Raw genomic sequence first — 20,166 nt, 5'->3', positions numbered from 1 at the left:
AGATGGAACTGAAGTCAGTCAATAAAATATATCACATCCATAGAAAATCAAGGGTTAAAAGATGGTTTCTTTTCATCCTGATTGGCGGAATTATCACTCTATTTTTGCCGTGGACACAGAATATTAAGGTAATGGGAAATGTGAGTACGCTTTATCAGGAACAGCGTCCGCAACAGCTCAATTCTCCGATACCCGGAAGAATCATCAAATGGTATGTGAAAAACGGTGATTATGTAAAAAAAGGCGATACTTTGCTTCAGCTTTCCGAAGTGAAAGAAGATTACCTGGATCCGCTTTTGTTAAAAAGAACTGAAATGCAGGTAGAAGCTAAAAAAGGCGTGAGAGATTATTACGAAGCCAAAGTAGGAACCACCAACAGCCAGATTCAGGCTTTGAATTCCGCAAGAGATTTAAAACTGAATCAGCTTAAAGTAAAAATCAGTCAGCTCAATAATAAACTGGCAGGAGAAGAAGCCGAACTGGAAGCAGCAAAAAACGAGCTGAGAATGACATCAGATCAGTACGAAAGACAGAAGAAAATGTATGATGAAGGTTTGGTTTCGCTTACCCAGTTTCAGCAGAGAAGTGTTTCTTATCAGAATGCTTTAGCCAAAAAAACTGCAACTGAAAATAAACTGGCGCAAACCCGACAGGAAATCGTGAATGTAAGCATCGAACAAAACGCTACAATCCAGGATTATAATGAAAAGCTGAGCAAAACTGAAGGTGATCGTTTCCAAAGTATGGGACAAATCGAAGGAAGCGATGGTGATATTGCCAAACTTGAAAATCAGGTTGCCAATTACAAAGCAAGACAGGGTTTATATTTTGTGATCGCTTCTCAGGACGGACAGGTTGTGCAGATCAACAAAGCCGGAATCGGGGAAATCCTTAAAGACGGCGAAAGCATCGGAATCATTGTTCCTGAAAAAGTAGATTATGCTGTGGAAATTTACATCAAACCCGTTGATTTGCCTTTGGTAAAAGAAGGACAGCGTGTCATGTGTATTTTCGATGGTTTTCCGGCGATTGTCTTCTCGGGATGGCCAAATTCCAGCTACGGAACTTTTGCAGGAAAAGTAATTGCGATAGAAAATAACATCAGCGCAAACGGAATGTTCAAAGCTTTGGTAATTCAGGATAAAAATGAAAAACAATGGCCTCCTAAGATCAAAATGGGAACCGGAGTTCAGGGAATTGCGATTCTGAATGACGTTCCGATCTGGTACGAACTGTGGCGAAACATCAACGGTTTCCCACCTGATTATTATGAAGTAAAAACCGAAAAATCCGCAAAAGATGAAAAGTCTAAAAAATAAATTTTCAGCGCTTCTCATTCTGTTGTGCGTTCAGTTTTCTTTTGCACAGGATTCCCTGAAACTCTCCCATCAGGAATTTCTGAATATTGTAAAAAATTACCATCCGCTGGCTTTTAAATATCATCTTCAGAATAAAATTGCCAATGCAGAAATTGCTAAAGCAAGGGGAAATTTCGATCCCGTAATTGCAGGAAAAATTGGAGAAAAGAATATTGACGGAACTAAATATTACGAACAGAGAAATATAGAGCTCGGAATTCCGACCTGGTATGGAATTGATATTACCGGAAGCTATAATTATCTGGATGGAGAAAAACTGAACAGCAGCGAAACGAGAGGAGGTTTATACCAGTTCGGAATCACGATTCCTCTGGCAAAAAATCTTTTGTATGATAACAGACGAGCAATGCTCGACCAGGCAAAATTCGGATTGAAAATGACAGAAGCCGAACAAACCGTTCTCACCAACGAACTTCTTCTGGACGCCGAAAATACGTATTGGGATTGGGTGAAAAGTTATGAGATTTATAAGCTGCAGAAGTCGGCTGTAGAAATCAACAGAAAAAGGCTTAACCTTACCAAAAAAACATATGAATTTGGTGAAAGACCGGCAATCGATACGGTGGAAGCCGCTTCACAACTGCAAAGTTTTGAGCTTCAGGAAAGAGATGCTTATCTTAATTTTGTAAAAAGTACGCAGGAACTTCAGATGTATCTTTGGAAAGAGAATCAGGAGTTTTATGAAATTTCAAAACTAATTTTTCCGTCTTCCGGTCTCGATGAGCATTCCGGATATGCCGACTATCAATTTCTGGTGCAGAATTTAGAATCGAAACAGCTCCAGAATCACGCTTCACTGGAATACTATTTTCAGAAACAGAATATTCTTGACAGTGAAAAAAGACTGAAATGGCAAAGTTTTCTTCCGAAACTGGACTTCACCTATAATTTTTTCAATAAGGAAAATTACCGTGCCGATTTTCTTCCTTTGTTTGACAACAATTTCCAGTACGGACTGAAACTGGAGATTCCGATTTTCCTGAGACAGGCAAGGGCAAATTATGAGATTGCCAAGCTGAAAATTTCTCAAAACCAGCAGGATTCTCAGCTTAAAATCCGTGAACTAAGCACAAAAATTGAAACGTATAAAAATGAAGTGAATAATTATTTCACTCAAATTGATATTTCTACAAAGAATCTGAATAATTATCAGAAGCTTCTGAATGCGGAAGAAACGAGATTCAGCAATGGGGAAAGTTCATTATTTCTTATCAATTCCAGGGAAAATAAATTGTTGGATGCTAAAGAAAAAAATATTGAACTGAAAGTCAAATTCTTAAAAAGCTACAACAAGCTGAAATGGCTGAATGAAAATTTTTTGAGGTAATATAAAAAGGAATCCTGGCTGCAGAATTCCTTTTTTAATCTAAGCTTAGGATAAAATAATTTCTAAGTTTTTGATTAATTATGTTTATCAATTTGCTGCAAAGGAACACAGAGAAATTTCACTTTTTGGGAATTATTTAAGAAAACAAATGCACTTCGTTTAGTAAAGAAATACAAAGTTTTGCATCTCTTTGATAAGTTTTACGCATTCGTTTAACTTACATATCTGAAAAATGAAGAATTAAATCCCTTGTTTAGCCTTGCGATTAATTAAATTTTATCCCAAACTGAAGGTTCTTTATTTTTAACCCTTCATCTTCACGAAATAGAAAATCAGTAACGTCCAGCTCAGAATCATCAATAATCCTCCAAGCGGAGTGATCGGTCCGAGAAATTTCAGATTTAGACCGAAATAATCCTGCATGCTCAAACCATAAATACTGAAAGAAAACAGCATTGTCCCGAAAATCATCAACCAGGAAATCCAGTTTTCAGTTTTGGTTTCAAATTTTAAAATGCAACCTGCAATTAAAAGAAAAAATGCAGCATACATTTGATATCGAACGCCTGTTTCAAAGCTTTCCAGCCTTTCTACAGACAAAATTTTCTTTAAAGCGTGCGCTCCGAAAGCACCCAGAATCACGGATAACATTCCGTAAACGGCTCCAAAAACTAAGGTAATCGTTTTCATTTATAATTTAAAATCTTGAATATTAATGATACCAGTCCTATTCCTATAAAAATCCATGCAAACTTTTTATTCCGGACAAAACCTGGATTTTTTGTCAGTTTCAGAAAAATTCCGAAAGCCAGCATAAATGCAGATACAATAATTCCAAACATTATTGTGCTCTTAGCCTGTTAAACTCACTGATCACCTCGTGATGACTTACCGTCTTATCTTTAAAGTACGTCACGAAATACTGCTTCTCTTCTTCCGTCGCACCCATTTGATTTAAAATATTCAGCAAATGCATTTTCATGTGACCTTTCTGAATTCCGGTGGTTATTAAAGAACGAAGCGCTCCGAAATTCTGAGCCAGTCCGGAAACAGCTAAAATACTCATTAATTCCTGGGCAGAAGGTTTTCCCAATAAAGCAAGAGAAAATTTAACCAAAGGATGCAGATTGGTAAGACCGCCCACAACTCCTACAGAAATCGGAAGGTCGATCCAGAATCTGAAAATTCCGTTATCCGTAGTACAATGAGTAAGAGAAGAATACTTCCCGTTTCTTGCGGCATACGCATGAGCACAGGCTTCTGTTGCTCTGAAATCGTTTCCGGTAGCAATGACTACAGCATCTACTCCATTCATAATTCCTTTATTATGGGTAGTGGCACGGAACGGTTCAATTTCTGCAATCGTTACAGCCTGCTTGAATTTCCTGGCAAATTCTTCGTTGGAAATTCCGCTGTCATCATTGAGTTCTTCGATTTTACACGAAACCTCAGCTCTCACGATACAATCGGGTGTAAAATTAGAAAGGATGTTCATAACGATCTGCAGAGAATCCTTTTCTTCCTGTGTAAAGTCAGTACTTTCAGCGACTTCCTGTCTTAATGTTTTGCCGAACTGTTCCAGACATGAATTAATAAAATTCGCTCCCATAGAATCTACCGTATCAAAGCTGGCCTTCAGTTGGTAGTAATTCGGCATTTCGGAGGTTTTATCAATTAATTTAATATCTAAAATTCCCCCGCCTCTTTTTCTCATATTAGAGGTGATATCCTCCGTCGCTTCAAGAAGCTTTTTCTTAAGGCTGAAGTTGAAAAAATGCAATAATTTGTGGGATTCAACGTTAAATATAAAGTGGGTGTGCCCGAGTTTTTCGGTATTGATGATCGTGGTTTTAAAACCTCCTTTATCGATCCAGAATTTAGCAGCCTTAGAAGCTGCTGCAACCACGGAGCTTTCTTCAACAGCCATCGGTAAAGCCAATAATTTTCCGTCAATCATGAAGTTGGGAGCAATTCCGTAAGGCATGTAAAAGTTGGAAATGGTATTTTCAGAAAATTCTTCGTGGAGCTTCTGCAGTTCGGCATTATTATTCCAGTATTGGTGTAAAATTTGTTCGTAACTGCGGTCGTTACTAAGGTATTCTGAGATTAGCCAATCGATTTTTCGCTGCTTTGAAAGTTTAGAAAAACCTTCAACCGGTTGATGATTCATAGTATAACTTTAATGAAGCGTAAATATAGTGATTTTGTAACTTTCTGTTGTTGATAACTTCGATCAAAAAAGATTGACATTTATCAATTTTGGAGCTAACTTTGAAGAATCAATCTTATCTAACCTTAAGATTATCAATTAAAAGAATGAATTTTGACCGTCTGAAAGAAAAGCTCGAAATCCTTGCGGATGCAGCCAAATACGATGTTTCCTGCTCATCAAGCGGAGGTACAAGAAAGAACAAGAAAGGTGCTTTGGGAGACAGTTCTGCAAGCGGGATCTGCCATACTTATACAGAAGACGGACGATGCGTTTCGCTTCTCAAAATTCTTTTAACCAACCATTGTATTTACGACTGCGCTTACTGCGTTTCCCGAAGTTCGAATGATATTAAAAGAGCTGCTTTCACAGTGGAAGAAGTGGTTGACTTAACAATCAATTTTTACCGCAGAAATTACATTGAAGGATTGTTTTTAAGCTCCGGAATTTTCAAAAATGCGGATACGACAATGGAACGATTGGTTCGTGTGGCAAAAAAACTCCGGCTTGAGGAAAATTTTAACGGCTATATTCATTTAAAATCGATTCCTGGTGCCAGTGATGAGCTGATGCAGGAAGCAGCATTGTACGCAGACCGACTATCCATAAATCTTGAAATCCCTACGGAAAGCGGATTAAAACTTCTTGCCCCCGAAAAAAACCGTCAGGATATGCTGAACCCGATGAAGTATATTCAAAACGGAATCGCCCAGTATAAAGATGAAAAGAAAATTTTCAGAAAAGTTCCGAAATTTGCTCCTGCGGGGCAATCGACCCAAATGATTGTGGGAGCGACCAATGAAAATGACCTTCAGATCATTAAAGTAGCCGATCATTTCTATAAAAATTTCAATCTTAAAAGGGTATATTATTCGGGATACGTTCCGGTATTGGAAGACAAACGCTTGCCTTCTTTAACAACGGAAGTACCGATGCTGCGGGAAAACCGCCTTTACCAATCGGATTGGCTGATGAGATTTTATGGTTTTAGAGCGGAAGAAATCCTTGATCCGAATATGCCGTTTCTAGATCTTGAAGTCGATCCAAAAATGAGCTGGGCTCTCAGACACCTTGATCAGTTTCCGGTAAATCTGCAGACCGCCGATTATCAGATGATTTTAAGAATTCCCGGAATCGGGGTGAAAACCGCAAAAAAAATTGTCAGCGCCAGACGTTTCCAGGTTTTGACGATGGATCATCTCAGCAAACTGGGAGCAGCTGTTAACCGTGCGCGTTATTTTATAGATTTTAATGCCGGAAATGCTTATCTGAAATATTTAACAGACAAAAATTTCAGGAGATTACTGATCGGTGGAAGTTCTTCTAAGTTTCACAATCAGTTTTCGCAGCAGCTGACTTTGTTTTAAGGCTTCGATGAATTCAATTCTCAATTTATTAATTTTAGTAAAAAGAAATAATAATGAATGTCAGTTTTACAAAAAAACAGGAAGACTATATTGCAGAGCAAATAAAATCAGGAGATTTTCAAAATGCAAGTGAAGTCGTGCGGGATGCATTACGACTCCATGAGGTCTATCGTCATCGAATCATTGAAGAGTTGAAAGCTGAAATTGAAAAAGGCTGGAATAACAACAGTTCCCGATCAGTAAAGGATATTATTGAATCTAAGAAGAAAAAATAATGCCTGAAAATTACATCTTATCCGAAGCAGCGGATAAAGATTTGGAAGATATTTTTGATTATACATTAAATCATTTTGGTTTTGATCAGGCTGAAAAATATCTTTTAGAGATCGAAGAAGTTTTTCAAATTTTAGTTGCACATCCGGAATCAGGCAAAACACGAAATGAAATAAAAGAATGTTTATATAGTTTTTCGAAGGATAATCATATTATTTTCTACAGAATTTTGGATAAATATATTCGTATTGTAAGACTACTGCATAGAAGCAGAGATCTCCCGAATTATTTTTAAACCTTGTTTTCAGATTACATATGCATTTTCAAATTGTTACATTGTTAAATTATTAGATTGTTACATTAAAAATGACAACCCTACTCTACGACGGCAGTTTCGACGGACTTTTGACAGCAATATTCGAGGTTTTTGAATATCGCTATAAAGATGTGGAGATTGTGAGCAGGGAAAAATTTCATCAGGAAAATATTTTCGCTGATATTCATGAAGTTATCACACAAAATGATAAAGCAGAAAGAGTTTTAAATAAGCTCGAAAAAAATATAGGAAAACCGGGAATTCACGAACTGCTGAAGGTATATTTATCCGAAGATCCGGAAGCGGAGCAACTTATTTTGTCTGCTGTAAAGCAATCCGTAAAATATGGTGATGAAAATATTCTCCATAATTATGCCGATCCGGATATTTTAAAAATTTCAAAAATCAATAAATCCGTAAGCCGTGAAAGACACAGAATGACCGCTTTTGTGCGTTTTGAAAAAATGCAGGATGATGTTTTCTTTGCTAAAATTGATCCTGATTTCAATGTGCTTCCGTTGATCCGTAAACATTTTAAAGACCGATACCAGGATCAGAAATGGATGATCTACGACTTACGAAGAAATTATGGGCTGCTATATGACCTGGAAAGCTGTGATTTCTTTTATCCTGACGAAAAAATTGACCTGAAAAAATATGAGGAGAAATTCCATGATCAGGAAAAAAATTACCAGACCCTCTGGCAACGGTATTTTACTAAAACCAATATTGTTGAAAGAAAAAATTTAAAACTGCACATTCAGCATGTCCCGAAAAGATACTGGAAATATTTAACGGAAAAATGGTAATCAGCCAATTGAGAGATTAAATTGTTAATTTAAATTTTTCAACAGTTTAATAACAAATTTACATATTGACATTTTTAACATGTGAGGAGCAGATTAATTTTTCAACCTTATAAATTTTAGACATTTTTAATCACTTATATTCAAAACTCTTATTAAGTTACTGTTATTATCTGAACTTGTTTTTGTAAATTTGTGTTCGAAATTTTTTACTAGATGAAAGAGAGTGCTGTAAAAAAAATTGCAGTTCTTACTTCAGGAGGAGATTCTCCGGGTATGAATGCAGCATTAAGGGCGGTGGTAAGAACCGCAAATTATTATAATATCGAATGCTACGGAGTAAGAGAAGGATACAACGGCCTTATAAACGGAGATTTCCTTAAAATGGGTCCCCGTTCCGTAAAAAATATAATCAACCAGGGCGGAACTATTCTTAAATCTGCCAGATCCATGGAATTCAGAACCAAAGAAGGACGTCAGAAAGCGTATGACAATTGTGTAAGGCTTGGTATTGACGGATTGGTTTGTATCGGCGGAGACGGAACTTTTACAGGTGCCAAGATCTTTAATGAAGAATTCGGAATCAGAGTTATCGGAATACCGGGAACTATCGACAATGATATTTTCGGAACTGATAATACGATCGGCTATGATACCGCATTAAACACTGCTATGGAAGCTATTGATAAAATCCGTGATACAGCTACTTCCCATAACAGAGTTTTCTTTGTGGAAGTAATGGGCCGTGATGCAGGTTTTATCGCTTTAAACAGCGGACTGGCGACTGGCGCCTTGGATATTTTAATCCCTGAAAGAAAGGACAGTATTGATGAACTTTTCAACAATTTCAGAAATGCCGAAAAGACAGGAAAAGCTTCAAGCATTGTGGTAGTAGCAGAAGGTGAAAAATTAGCCAACGTTTATGAATTAGCTGAAAAAACCAAGCAGGAATTTCCGGATTATGACATTCGTGTTGCAATTTTAGGACATATGCAGAGAGGAGGCTCACCAAGCTGCGCAGACAGAGTGTTGGCCAGCAGACTGGGTTATGGAGCCGTAACCGGACTGATGGAGGGACAGAACAATGTAATGGCCGGAATGCGTTCTAATGATCTGGTATATACACCGATCGAAGAAGCCATTAAAAAACATAATGAAATCAATAAAGATCTTCTTTTGATTTCAGAAATTTTAGCAATCTAATATTTTAATATAATTTAAAACAAACTATTATGTCAACAATTAAAGTAGGTATCAACGGGTTTGGTAGAATTGGACGTCTTGTTTTCAGAGCAATGACTGAAAGAGATAACATCGAAGTAGTAGGAATCAATGACCTGATCAACGCAGAATACATGGCTTACATGTTAAAATACGATTCTGTACACGGTATTTTCCCGGGTGAAGTTTCTGTAGAAGGAAATGACCTTGTGGTAAACGGAAAAAGAATCAGAGTAACTGCAGAGAGAGACCCGAACAACTTGAAGTGGAACGAAATCGGTGCTGATTACATCGTTGAATCTACAGGTTTATTTTTAGATAAAGAAAATGCTGCAAAGCACATCAATGCAGGGGCTAAAAAGGTAATCCTTTCCGCACCCTCTAAAGATGATACGCCAATGTTCGTAATGGGTGTAAACCACACTGAACTTACTGACGATATCAAAATTTTATCAAACGCTTCTTGTACAACAAACTGTTTAGCTCCTTTGGCTAAAGTAATTCACGATAACTTTGGAATCGTAGAAGGTTTGATGACTACAGTACACGCTACAACGGCAACTCAAAAAACAGTTGACGGTCCTTCAATGAAAGACTGGAGAGGTGGTAGAGCTGCTTTGAATAACATTATCCCTTCTTCTACAGGTGCTGCAAAAGCGGTAGGAAAAGTAATTCCTTCATTAAATGGAAAATTAACAGGGATGTCTTTCAGAGTACCGACTGTTGATGTTTCTGTAGTGGATTTAACAGTAAGATTAGAAAAAGCGACTTCTTACGATGAGATCTGTGCTGCTATCAAAGCTGCTTCTGAAGGTGAATTAAAAGGTATTTTAGGATACACTGAAGATGCGGTAGTTTCTCAGGATTTCGTAGGAGATAAGAGAACTTCAATCTTCGATAAAGATGCAGGTATCATGCTTTCTCCAAACTTTGTAAAACTTGTTTCCTGGTATGACAATGAAATGGGTTATTCTAACAAATTGGTAGATATGTTGATCCACGCGGCTTCTTTATAATAAGTAATGAGCAATCAGCAATAAGTTATATAAAACCTTCCCGATTGGGAAGGTTTTATATTTTTGGTAAAATTTATCAATAAATCTTTTTACAATTCTTCTTCAAAGCTTATAACTTTAATGGCTGGCTTCATGAATATATAAGATGCGAGTATAATTTTCCTAATTAATTTGTCTTATTCTGAAATCTGCTTTACAGTTCTGCTCCCTATAGAAAACTTATAACCAAATTGGAACTGATAAAAAGCTTGATTATTACTTTTGCCTGCATCGTTGTATGTTATAAGTCTCGTGAAAATAGCTTGATTCGGGTTTCCGTTAGGATGATAAAATATTTCTGCTTCATGTTTTGCTACAGGAATCCAACTGGGCAGTTTAGATTTCCTATTCTCATCTTCTAATTTAGCTTCACCATTAAAATCTAGATAATTGAAACCCGAATATTCATATTTGTAACTAAATCCAAAATTATTGAACCTCCTCACATTTAAATGAATACCTCCTCCGTATTTCAATGCTTTAATTGTAATTTCATCTGGTCGTTCTTCAGTTCCAAGATTAGCTTGTGTAAGATTATAATCTACAATCCCATATAAAGAAATACTAATCGGTGAATTTTTGTGCTGCCATTTTAAAGCTTCTAAATGAAGTCCCATTGTAAGAAACCGTTTTTCAACTAATTCAAAACGATAATCAGTTATCGTGTTAATATTCACATATTTCGATTTGTCATCAAACTTAGAGTAATTAACAAAAGGAGAAATACTGGGAATAACTTCTAACTGTCCCAAAACTCTTTTACTTCCAAAAAATCTGAAAGGATATGGAAATAAATAAAATTTTGCCTTACCTTCAATTTGAGCTAAACCATTTTGAGATTTTCCAAATAATGCAAGAAAATCTGTATATGCCCTGAGTTCAACTATCTTTTCTAAATAAGTATCTTGCTTTATTTGATAAGTTGCCCCGCTTTTAACATTCGTTTTTTTACCTTCGACATCGTCCTGCGGAAGTTCTATAGCCAAGTCTTGTGGAATATAATGATTACCTATTTTATAACTATATCCCATAACATCAGAAACTTTTATATACAACTTTTCCATTACCACGTCAGTATATCTATTGGCTAAATTTTCATTCGTAAAATCTTCTTTTCTTACAGAATATAAATAATACATAAATCTTCTGCTTCCATATTGAGAATAAAATAAAATGCTCAATCCTACTTGATTTGTAAAAACGTGTACATCTCCTGAATCATCAGTCACATAAACTACAACATCACTAAAATAACCATCTTTAATTTCCACTTGCAATTTTTGAAAGCTATAACTTTTTGAGCAAATATTGATTCTACCGCTATTTTTATTATAGAAAAGAAACTTTTGTCCAGCTTTAGGAATAGTAATGTCTCCTAAGTAACTTTCTTTACCCACATTCATAAGTAAACTCTTTAGCAACTCGGTTTCCGTACTTTTTTTATTAGCAAATAAGTCTTGGTCTATTATTTTATTTTCACCAAAATAGAGATAAGTTTTAGTTTCCATTTTTGCAGAATTTACGGCTTCAGGAAAACAACTTTTGTCTTCTTCTTTTAAGAAAGCAAATAGAAATCCCACATTATCTTTGGATTCTTTTTTGATATTTTCCAAAACATTTTTATAACTTTCCACAAGTTGATAAGTATTTTTAAATGATTTTTTTTCTTTTTGAATTTTCTCTTGTTTATTTTTTATTTTGATATTTAAATCATCTGAAACAGTCGCAGTAAGCTCTTCTTTTAATATTTCAAACTCTTTTTCTAGTATATATATTGTTGTTTTGGACTTATTATATTGTTCTTTTAAGGAATCAATTTCTTTTTGCGTATCATTGACCTCTTGTCCAAAAACAACTCCGGCAAATCCGACCAGAAATAGCAATACAATTTTTGTTTTCATGGTTATTATTTTTTATTTAAAGCTACATTACTCTGCCTTTAAACGAAATACCACAAAAGGGTGATTTTTTTAACATTTTTTTTATTATTTTTAACAAAACATTAACCATGGAGAAAAAACATCTTACCAATGCTAAGGAGGTTACATCCTCTTATAAAAATATGGAATGACTATCCTGAAATTCTACAGAATGATAACAGAGTACTGCCTACACCATCAATTGAAAAAGTGATAGGCGAAATTTTTGCTCCGGGTAAATTTTATTACTACATCATCAACTTCGCAGACAGTACTATTTTCAATCACCATGAAAATATTTTGAAACTTCATGGTCTTAAAAAATATCCCACTCATCTGAAAGAAATTATAGATCTAATACACCCCGATGATTTGGAATTCGTAATGGATGCTGAAAGAATGTCGATTGAAAAAATGAAAGAAATTAACGGATTTGATTACCAGCAGGAACTAAAAACAAGTTATTGCTTCAGGATGAGAACTTCAGATGGAAATTATGAACTATTTCATCATCAGGCTTTGCACACCTATAAGGATGAAAAAGGCAGGCTTTTGCAAGCTGTTAATATTCACACCAATATTGAGCATATAACTTGCCAAAATTCTTTTACAGTATTAGTTTCTGGAATCAATGAGCGGGAAGATTTTCATCAAATGCATTGGCTGAAAAGTGAGAAAAAAGCACGAACCGTACGGGTAATTTTCACCAATAGAGAAGTAGAAATTATCAGTTATATTGCGAAAGGCTATTCAGCGGGAAGAATTGCTGATGCCCTAAATATTTCAGAAGAAACTGTACGTACTCACCGAAAAAATATTTTAAGAAAATCGGATTGTAAGAATAGTTCTGAACTTATAAAAAAGACATTTGAGTGGGGATATTTATAAATCTGACACATCTCATTCTCTTCCTTCGGCTCAAAAATTGTAAATTTATTTCAATGGAAAGGACAATTGTACAGCCACGCTTTAAAGACGCTCCGCATTTCAAAGACTTTTGGACAAAAGGAAACGGTAAGAAACTGATTGAATTTTCCGGGGCAGAAGTAAGTTTTAAAAATTTCGACAAATTCTCTCCCTATTTTTATCATGTCGATGAAATCGGAGATATGGTGGTAAAAGATATTTACTTTACCCAAAATTTTCGGGATGCATCCAGAGAGATTGAGAAATATATTCGAAATGGCATTCCGGAAAATGAAAAATATCCGGAAAGTATCAACCAAATGTTTTCCCAGACAGAAACCATACCCGAGTGGCTCAATAATGATCTGCTAAAAAGTGGTGCCGAACTCTGTATGAGAGCCAATCTGGATTCCTTGATATCACTACGGGATTATTGCCTGATCGGAGGCTATGATTTTGCTTACCTCAACAAGCCTCTTATTGTAACTGAAGCCTTAAAAAAGGGCGCCGTAAAGAGACTTTCGGAAACGCTTGACTTTTGGGTCAATGTAACAAGGTATAATGCATTAGAAATTCATCATAAAGGTTATGAGTTTGCGATTAAAACAAGAATGATCCATTCTTATGCAAGACTTTCGATAAAAAAACATTATAGAGACTGGGATACGGAAAATTGGGGCGAACCTATTAATTCATGGGACATGATGGCTACGTATATAGGATTTAGCCTGGTTTTTCTGCATAGCCTTCATAAGCTAGGCAATACTTATTCTGTACAAGAAGAGCAAGGCCTTTTTCATCTTTGGAAATATGTAGGATACCTTTTGGGCATTCCGGAAAACCTTTTACCTGAAAACAAAAAACAGGCTACCGAATTTTTCTACCTGTGGACTTCCGTTCAACCACCAGCGGATAAAGATTCTGTACTTTTAGCCCATTCTTTACTGAACGAATCACTTGAAAATCCTATTTTAAAATATAAATTCCAAAGAAGAAATCTCCGCTATTTACACATCTGCTGTACATGGTTTTTACTGGATGAAGATGTTTGTAAAAGACTCCAGATCCCTGAGGTCAGCAATAAAAAAGTATTTCCTGTTACCAAAAGAATGATCAATAAAATCTATGATAAAATGGTGAGCCGCAATCAAAGAATAAGGAAAGGAAACAAAGACCAGATGAAAGTGCTCACAGACTATTTAAGCATTACTAAAAACTCAAATTTTCACTAGGTAAATATCTGATAATCTTTACAATCCATTTTTAAAAGATAAATAAGAACAGTGATTAATATAATTTCTAACGGCAAAATATCATTATTGAAATTTTATAATTTTTTAACTATAAAAACAGTTTTTAATGGTAGGCAATATTAGTTTTTCACTGTAATTTTTCGTATTTTTGATAAATTATTTAAACAACAGATGAGTAATATAGAAGACAAGAAAAAAGCACTTGCGTTGGTGCTTGACAAACTAGATAAAACATACGGAAAAGGAACTGTAATGACATTGGGCGACAGTTCTGTGGATAATACGATTGAAGTAATTCCTTCCGGTTCATTAGGATTAGACATCGCTCTAGGAGTGGGTGGCTATCCGAGAGGAAGAATCATTGAAATCTATGGTCCTGAATCCTCCGGTAAAACAACATTAACCCTTCATGCCATTGCAGAAGCTCAGAAAGCAGGCGGAATTGCTGCATTTATTGATGCAGAACACGCCTTCGACAGAACCTATGCCGCAAAGCTTGGAATTGATCTGGAAAACCTAATCATTTCGCAACCGGACAACGGGGAACAGGCTTTGGAAATTGCTGATAACCTGATCCGCTCGGGAGCAATTGATATTGTAGTCATTGACTCCGTAGCTGCTCTTACGCCAAAGGCTGAAATTGAAGGAGAGATGGGAGATTCTAAAATGGGCCTTCATGCAAGATTGATGTCTCAAGCATTGAGAAAATTAACAGCCACGATCTCAAGAACAAAATGTACGGTAATTTTCATCAACCAGCTGAGAGAAAAAATCGGGGTAATGTTCGGAAATCCGGAAACAACAACCGGTGGTAATGCCCTGAAATTCTATGCCTCCGTGAGAGTAGATATCAGAAAAGCTAGCGCACCGATTAAACAAGGTGACGAAGCGATCGGAAGCCGCGTTAAAGTGAAGATCGTTAAAAATAAAGTAGCCCCTCCTTTCAAACAGGCAGAATTTGATATTATGTATGGTGAGGGTGTTTCTAAAACGGGAGAGATTCTTGATCAGGCTGTAGAACAAGGGATTGTAAAGAAAAGCGGATCTTGGTTCAGCTATGAAGATACAAAACTTGGACAAGGCCGTGATGCTGTGAAGGATGTATTGAAAGACAATCCTGAACTTGCGGAAGAACTTGAAAATAAGATCAAAGAAGAACTGAAAAATAAATAAGTTTTTTAGTTTTAAAATATTGAAGACAGTCTGAAAAGGCTGTCTTTTTTATTATCAACATCGTAAACCTGAAATTAAATTATACTTTTCAAACTTTAACTTTTCATTTTATACTTTTACTTTAATGCCAAAATGTCACTATCTGTCAAACGGTATTTTTTTTGAGAAAGAAAAGAAAAATCAAAACTAAATATTATGACTAAAGGAAATATTAATGTATCTGTGGAAAATATTTTTCCGCTTATTAAAAAGTTTCTTTACAGTGACCACGAAATATTCTTAAGAGAATTAATTTCCAACGCAACAGATGCCACTTTAAAACTTAAGCACCTGACTAGCATCGGTGAAGCAAAAGTTGAATACGGAAACCCAAAAATTGAGGTTAAGATTGATAAAGAAAATAAAACACTTCACATTATCGATCAGGGAATCGGGATGACGGGTGAAGAGGTTGAGAAATACATCAATCAGGTTGCTTTTTCAGGAGCTGAGGAATTTTTGGAAAAATACAAGGACACTGCAAAAGATGCCGGAATTATCGGGCATTTTGGACTTGGATTTTATTCAGCGTTCATGGTTGCGGAGAAAGTTGAAATTATTACCAAATCCTACAAAGATGAACCAGCAGTACGATGGATTTGTGATGGCAGTCCGGAATTTACTTTAGAAGAGACAGCTGACAAAACCGAGAGAGGTACAGAAATTATTCTTCATATTGCTGAAGATTCTACAGAGTTCTTAGAAGAAAGCAAGATCCGTGAATTGTTACTGAAATATAATAAATTCATGCCTGTTCCTATTAAATTCGGGACAAAAACCCATACGTTACCTTTACCGGAAGACGCTCCAGAAGATGCTGTTGCGGAAACGGAAGAAGTTGATAATATCATCAACAATCCTACTCCGGCCTGGACAATCGCTCCAAGTGAACTGACCAATGAGGATTACATGAAATTCTATCATGAATTGTATCCTATGCAGTTTGAAGAGCCCTTATTCAATATTCACTTAAATGTTGATTACCCGTTCAACCTAACCGGAATTTTATTCTTCCCTAAATTAAGCAACAATTTAAATATTGAAAAAGATAAAATTCAGCTTTACCAGAATCAGGTTTTCGTGACCGATGAGGTAAAAGGTATTGTTCCGGATTTCTTAATGCTTCTTCGTGGGGTTATCGATTCTCCGGATATCCCGTTGAATGTTTCGCGTTCTTATCTACAGGCTGATGGTGCTGTGAAGAAAATCTCTTCGTACATTACGAAAAAAGTAGCTGACAAGATGGCTTCACTCATCAATGAAAACCGTGAAGATTATGAGAAAAAATGGAACGATATCAAAGTGGTGATTGAATATGGAATCATTACCGAAGAAAAGTTTGCTGAAAAGTCTGATAAATTTACCCTTTACCCTACAACTGACGGAAAATATTTCCTTTGGAGTGAACTGGAAGAAAAAATCAAACCGAATCAAACTGATAAAGACGGTAATCTTATCGTTCTTTACGCTTCTAATGCAGATGAACAGCACAGCTATATTCAGGCAGCAAAGGATAAGGGATATGAAGTTCTTCTTTTAGACTCACCGATTATTCCTCATGTAATTCAGAAACTGGAAACTTCAAAAGACAAGATTTCATTCGCGAGAGTTGACGCTGATCACATCAATAATTTAATTAAAAAAGATGAGCCTGTTATTTCTAAATTAAATGAAACTGAAAAAGAATCATTAAAGAAATATGTTGAAGAATCGATCAAAGATAAAAAATTCACTGTTCAGCTTGAAGATCTCGACAGTACGGATGCGCCATTCACGATCACGCAACCTGAATTTATGAGAAGAATGAAAGACATGCAGGCAACCGGCGGAGGCGGAATGTTTGGCATGGGAGGCTTTCCTGAAATGTATAACCTGGTGGTAAATTCCAACAGTGAATTTGCAGGCCAGATTCTTAAGACAGAAAATGAGGAACAAAAGGCAGGATTAATTCAATATGCTCTTGATCTGGCCAAACTTTCCCAGAATTTACTGAAAGGAAAAGAACTGACGGATTTTATTCAGCGAAGTTATAAGCAATTGGAAAAATAATCTGTTTATGATAATTTGTTTTTCCGGGCGACTTCGTCGCCCGGAAAAACAAAAGTTTCGGCGAAGCCTTTGGCTTCGCCGAAACTTTTATAGAATGGTTGAATTTACCCAATCAATGTTTTTAACGGATTGGATTGGCAATAATCCTTTGTATGGTCGGATTAGCATCCAACCCTGATATAGGTCGCCACTTCGTGGCTCCATGAGCTGAAAAAGTAATTTCTGATTTTCGTAATCATAATTCCAGCAACGGATCCCAAAACAATTTTTTAAAATCTTTAATTCTGAAGTTTTCAACTACAATTCCTTCTGCTTCCAGCCTTTTCTGAAATTCGGGAACCGACAAAGTTCCGGAGCTTGAAATAACACGATGGGCGGGAACATCCAGAGGACAGCCCCCCATAGCTTTACCGACATGGCGAGAGTGGTTAGGAAATCCCACTGCTTTAGCAATTGCTCCGTAGCTCGTCACTCTTCCTTTGGGAACTAATTTCGTAATTTCCCAGACTTGCTGTTTAAAAATTTCATTCATGCTATGAATTGTTGAAAACCAAATTTATGAAATTAAATTATTACGATTTACTTATCATAGATCAAGATAAAATCTCTTTTTATTATGTAATTTTAATCAATCAATAGAGAATCCAAATACATACGGAATTCGTAAATAGTGTGATGAAGTGTAATGTTGCCTGCAGAAATGCGGGCAATTTTTATTTACTGCATATTAATTTATCGTTGCATAATTTTTGAATATTACTATCAAAATCTACGTTATGAAAAAATCATTTTTCCGTTGGCTGAACAAAGTGAATAAAGCTGTTCTTCCCAAATTGAGTGATAAAGATCCCAATAAGCTGACAAAGCTTCAAAAAGGAATTCTGGCATACCGATATTTCGTACTGGTTAATTCTCTGGACTGAAATGCGTGAGGGATATGGAGGGTGCGAGCGCAGCGAGCAGTCTTTTGAGACCGGAACGAAGTGGAGCCCGGAGAAGCCCGACCCGAGCGGTTGCCCAGCTTTGGACGAGGGGCACGCCATTATCATTCTATCTCAAATAATATATTACTCAGATTTTTTGAGTCAATAAAAAAACGTCCCAAAAATTGGAACGTTCTATATTTTAAGCTTCTGACTTTCGTCTTCCGGCATTAAGAATTTTCTAAAATATATGAGAACATCAATGGTGCACAGATGGTTGCATCACTTTCAACGATAAATTTCGGTGTCGTAATATCCAGTTTACCCCATGTAATTTTCTCGTTTGGCACCGCTCCCGAATAGGAACCATAAGAAGTTGTAGAGTCTGAAATCTGGCAGAAATACGACCAAAACGGAATGTCATGCATTTCCATATCCTGATACAACATCGGCACCACACAGATCGGGAAATCACCGGCAATCCCTCCCCCAATCTGGAAAAAGCCTACTCCTTTTCCTGATGAGTTTTTGGTGTACCAATCGGCAAGATAGGCCATATACTCTATCCCTGATTTCATGGTAGAGAATTTAAGATCTCCTTTGATACAGTACGATGCAAAAATATTTCCCATCGTAGAATCTTCCCATCCCGGAACAACAATCGGCAGGTTTTTCTCGGCTGCAGCGATCATCCATGAATTTTCTCTTGGAATTTCGTAATACTGCTCAAGAACTCCTGAAAGGATCATTTTGTACATATATTCATGAGGGAAATATCTTTCTCCTTTGTTATCTGCATCTTTCCAGATTTCATAGATGTGTTTCTGCAGTCTTCTGAAAGCTTCTTCTTCAGGAATGCATGTATCGGTCACCCTGTTAAGTCCTCTTTCCAGGAGATCCCACTCTTCCTGTGGCGTAAGATCTCTGTAGTGAGGCACTCTTTCATAGTGAGAATGCGCTACAAGGTTCATCAGGTCTTCTTCAAGATTGGCTCCCGTACAAGAGATGAAATCCACCTTGTCCTGACGGATCATTTCTGCAAGGATTTTCCCTAACTCTGCCGTAGACATTGCTCCAGCCAAAGTGATCATCATTTTTCCGCCATCCTTAAGATGCGCAACATATCCTTTTGAAGCGTCTACCAATGCCGCTGCATTAAAGTGCAGATAATACTTTTCTATGAATTCAGTAATCGGTTTGCTCATTTAATTATTTTTTGCAAAGATAAAACTTAAAAACGGAATGTAGCCGCTGCGCTTAAAGAAACTCTGTGTAAACCTTCTTTTTGATCATCATCAAAATCATAGGTAACGCCGTTAATTTTCATTTTGTTAAGTGTCCCAGCAGTAAGCCCAAGTTTCGGACCGATTAAAATATTTTCCGTGATTTGATATTGATAAGCAAAATTAAGCTCGGCACCAAGATTTGATCCCGTTCCTTTTACATTTGCAGTTTTAGTAGTATAAGAAATAACACCCAATCCCATATCAATGAACATTTTGTGTCTGGTTTCTTCATTAAAGTTGGAAATCATCAAGGCAGGTCCGTAAAAGTTGATCTGATCTTTCGTTGTTACCGGAACTGAAACGGGCATATTATTCACATATCCTAGAATATATCCATCGCTGGATGCGCTGTAATTGGAATATTTTAATCCGACAGATAAAATGTTATTCACTTGATAGTACGCAGAAATATCGAAATTCATTCCGCTTTTCAGTCCTTTTACATAATTTTCTTCTTCTCTGGAAAGTCCAGAAATTGTTTTAGCTGTTCTCCAAGCATACCCTACGGATGGAATAATTGAAAATTTTTGTTGTGCAAAGGACATTGTGGCGATCGAGAATAATCCCAATGTTATTAGTTTTTTAATCATTAAGTTTTAAATTTCCGCAAAAATAACACGAATCTGCGAAACATAGGTAAAACAATTAAAATTTAACATTTAACC

At 36.3% G+C, this 20,166-nt stretch carries 19 protein-coding genes; 13 read left to right on the top strand and 6 right to left on the bottom strand.

What is annotated here, in order from left to right; all coding sequences use genetic code 11:
• Positions 1-2: 2 nt before the first annotated feature.
• Both AC3WV0_RS06875 and AC3WV0_RS06870 read left to right on the top strand, forming a co-directional pair.
• Entirely contained in the window at positions 3-1,319 is a 1,317-nt protein-coding gene (locus AC3WV0_RS06875; protein WP_488845144.1) for an HlyD family secretion protein, read from the top strand.
• Positions 1,300-2,706: a TolC family protein gene (locus AC3WV0_RS06870; protein WP_488845142.1), complete on the top strand. Its 1,407-nt coding sequence runs from the start codon at positions 1,300-1,302 to the stop codon at positions 2,704-2,706. Before AC3WV0_RS06875 ends, AC3WV0_RS06870 begins: the two co-directional genes overlap by 20 nt.
• 303 nt (positions 2,707-3,009) lie before the next feature.
• On the opposite strand, the gene AC3WV0_RS06865 is transcribed toward AC3WV0_RS06870, so the two are convergent.
• Together AC3WV0_RS06865 and AC3WV0_RS06860 are read right to left on the bottom strand one after the other, a co-directional pair.
• A complete protein-coding gene (locus AC3WV0_RS06865; RefSeq protein WP_488845140.1) occupies positions 3,010-3,396 on the bottom strand; it encodes a DUF423 domain-containing protein in 387 nt (128 codons plus the stop codon).
• Positions 3,397-3,547: 151 nt separating this feature from the next.
• Entirely contained in the window at positions 3,548-4,876 is a 1,329-nt protein-coding gene (locus AC3WV0_RS06860; RefSeq protein WP_488845138.1) for a hydroxymethylglutaryl-CoA reductase, degradative, read from the bottom strand.
• A gap of 146 nt (positions 4,877-5,022) precedes the next feature.
• Between AC3WV0_RS06860 and AC3WV0_RS06855 the strand changes: the two genes are divergently transcribed.
• The 6 genes from AC3WV0_RS06855 (at position 5,023) to gap (ending at position 9,914) form a co-directional block, all read left to right on the top strand.
• Positions 5,023-6,282, top strand: a complete 1,260-nt coding sequence (locus AC3WV0_RS06855) for a putative DNA modification/repair radical SAM protein (RefSeq protein WP_488845136.1) — start codon at positions 5,023-5,025, stop codon at positions 6,280-6,282.
• Positions 6,283-6,335: 53 nt separating this feature from the next.
• Entirely contained in the window at positions 6,336-6,557 is a 222-nt protein-coding gene (locus tag AC3WV0_RS06850) for a type II toxin-antitoxin system ParD family antitoxin (protein WP_488845134.1), read from the top strand.
• Positions 6,557-6,850, top strand: a complete 294-nt coding sequence (locus tag AC3WV0_RS06845; protein WP_488845132.1) for a type II toxin-antitoxin system RelE/ParE family toxin — start codon at positions 6,557-6,559, stop codon at positions 6,848-6,850. The genes AC3WV0_RS06850 and AC3WV0_RS06845 overlap by 1 nt, the downstream gene beginning before the upstream one ends.
• 71 nt (positions 6,851-6,921) lie before the next feature.
• The gene (locus tag AC3WV0_RS06840) at positions 6,922-7,680 is read left to right on the top strand and encodes a TIGR03915 family putative DNA repair protein (RefSeq protein WP_488845130.1); all 759 of its coding nucleotides are present in this window, start codon (positions 6,922-6,924) and stop codon (positions 7,678-7,680) included.
• Positions 7,681-7,893: 213 nt separating this feature from the next.
• Positions 7,894-8,880 carry a 6-phosphofructokinase gene (pfkA, locus tag AC3WV0_RS06835; RefSeq protein ID WP_488845128.1) on the top strand — a complete coding sequence of 329 codons (987 nt, stop codon included), beginning with the start codon at positions 7,894-7,896 and terminating at the stop codon, positions 8,878-8,880.
• Positions 8,881-8,909: 29 nt separating this feature from the next.
• Positions 8,910-9,914 (top strand): type I glyceraldehyde-3-phosphate dehydrogenase, encoded by a 1,005-nt coding sequence (gap, locus tag AC3WV0_RS06830; protein ID WP_312901672.1) that lies wholly within the window; start codon positions 8,910-8,912, stop codon positions 9,912-9,914.
• Between the two features lie 176 nt (positions 9,915-10,090).
• Here the strand turns inward: gap and AC3WV0_RS06825 are convergent, their stop codons facing one another.
• Positions 10,091-11,854: a hypothetical protein gene (locus tag AC3WV0_RS06825; RefSeq protein WP_488845126.1), complete on the bottom strand. Its 1,764-nt coding sequence runs from the start codon at positions 11,852-11,854 to the stop codon at positions 10,091-10,093.
• Positions 11,855-11,983: 129 nt separating this feature from the next.
• On the opposite strand from AC3WV0_RS06825, the gene AC3WV0_RS06820 reads away from it, so the two are divergent.
• The 4 genes from AC3WV0_RS06820 to htpG all read left to right on the top strand — a co-directional run bounded on the left by AC3WV0_RS06820 (position 11,984) and on the right by htpG (position 17,292).
• Complete coding sequence (locus AC3WV0_RS06820) at positions 11,984-12,760, top strand: LuxR C-terminal-related transcriptional regulator (protein ID WP_488845124.1); 777 nt, start codon at positions 11,984-11,986, stop codon at positions 12,758-12,760.
• Positions 12,761-12,813: 53 nt separating this feature from the next.
• Entirely contained in the window at positions 12,814-14,010 is a 1,197-nt protein-coding gene (locus AC3WV0_RS06815) for an oxygenase MpaB family protein (protein ID WP_488845122.1), read from the top strand.
• Between the two features lie 192 nt (positions 14,011-14,202).
• A complete protein-coding gene (recA, locus tag AC3WV0_RS06810; RefSeq protein ID WP_488845120.1) occupies positions 14,203-15,204 on the top strand; it encodes a recombinase RecA in 1,002 nt (333 codons plus the stop codon).
• A gap of 195 nt (positions 15,205-15,399) precedes the next feature.
• Positions 15,400-17,292: a molecular chaperone HtpG gene (gene htpG / locus AC3WV0_RS06805; protein WP_488845118.1), complete on the top strand. Its 1,893-nt coding sequence runs from the start codon at positions 15,400-15,402 to the stop codon at positions 17,290-17,292.
• A 235-nt stretch (positions 17,293-17,527) separates the two neighbouring features.
• On the opposite strand, the gene AC3WV0_RS06800 is transcribed toward htpG, so the two are convergent.
• Positions 17,528-17,824 carry an MGMT family protein gene (locus tag AC3WV0_RS06800; protein ID WP_488845116.1) on the bottom strand — a complete coding sequence of 99 codons (297 nt, stop codon included), beginning with the start codon at positions 17,822-17,824 and terminating at the stop codon, positions 17,528-17,530.
• A 244-nt stretch (positions 17,825-18,068) separates the two neighbouring features.
• On the opposite strand from AC3WV0_RS06800, the gene AC3WV0_RS06795 reads away from it, so the two are divergent.
• The gene (locus AC3WV0_RS06795; protein WP_488845114.1) at positions 18,069-18,215 is read left to right on the top strand and encodes a hypothetical protein; all 147 of its coding nucleotides are present in this window, start codon (positions 18,069-18,071) and stop codon (positions 18,213-18,215) included.
• Positions 18,216-18,445: 230 nt separating this feature from the next.
• Here AC3WV0_RS06795 and AC3WV0_RS06790 read toward each other — a convergent pair whose 3' ends face one another.
• Together AC3WV0_RS06790 and AC3WV0_RS06785 are read right to left on the bottom strand one after the other, a co-directional pair.
• Positions 18,446-19,420 carry a deoxyhypusine synthase family protein gene (locus AC3WV0_RS06790; protein WP_312903191.1) on the bottom strand — a complete coding sequence of 325 codons (975 nt, stop codon included), beginning with the start codon at positions 19,418-19,420 and terminating at the stop codon, positions 18,446-18,448.
• Between the two features lie 26 nt (positions 19,421-19,446).
• On the bottom strand, positions 19,447-20,091 hold the full coding sequence (locus tag AC3WV0_RS06785) for a hypothetical protein (protein ID WP_488845112.1): 645 nt from the start codon (positions 20,089-20,091) through the stop codon (positions 19,447-19,449).
• Positions 20,092-20,166: the final 75 nt, after the last annotated feature.

This window comes from Chryseobacterium sp. 27AL (genome assembly GCF_057815395.1).
The sequence above is the reverse complement of the archived record's forward strand: the minus strand, read 5'-3'. Positions and strand labels throughout refer to the sequence as shown.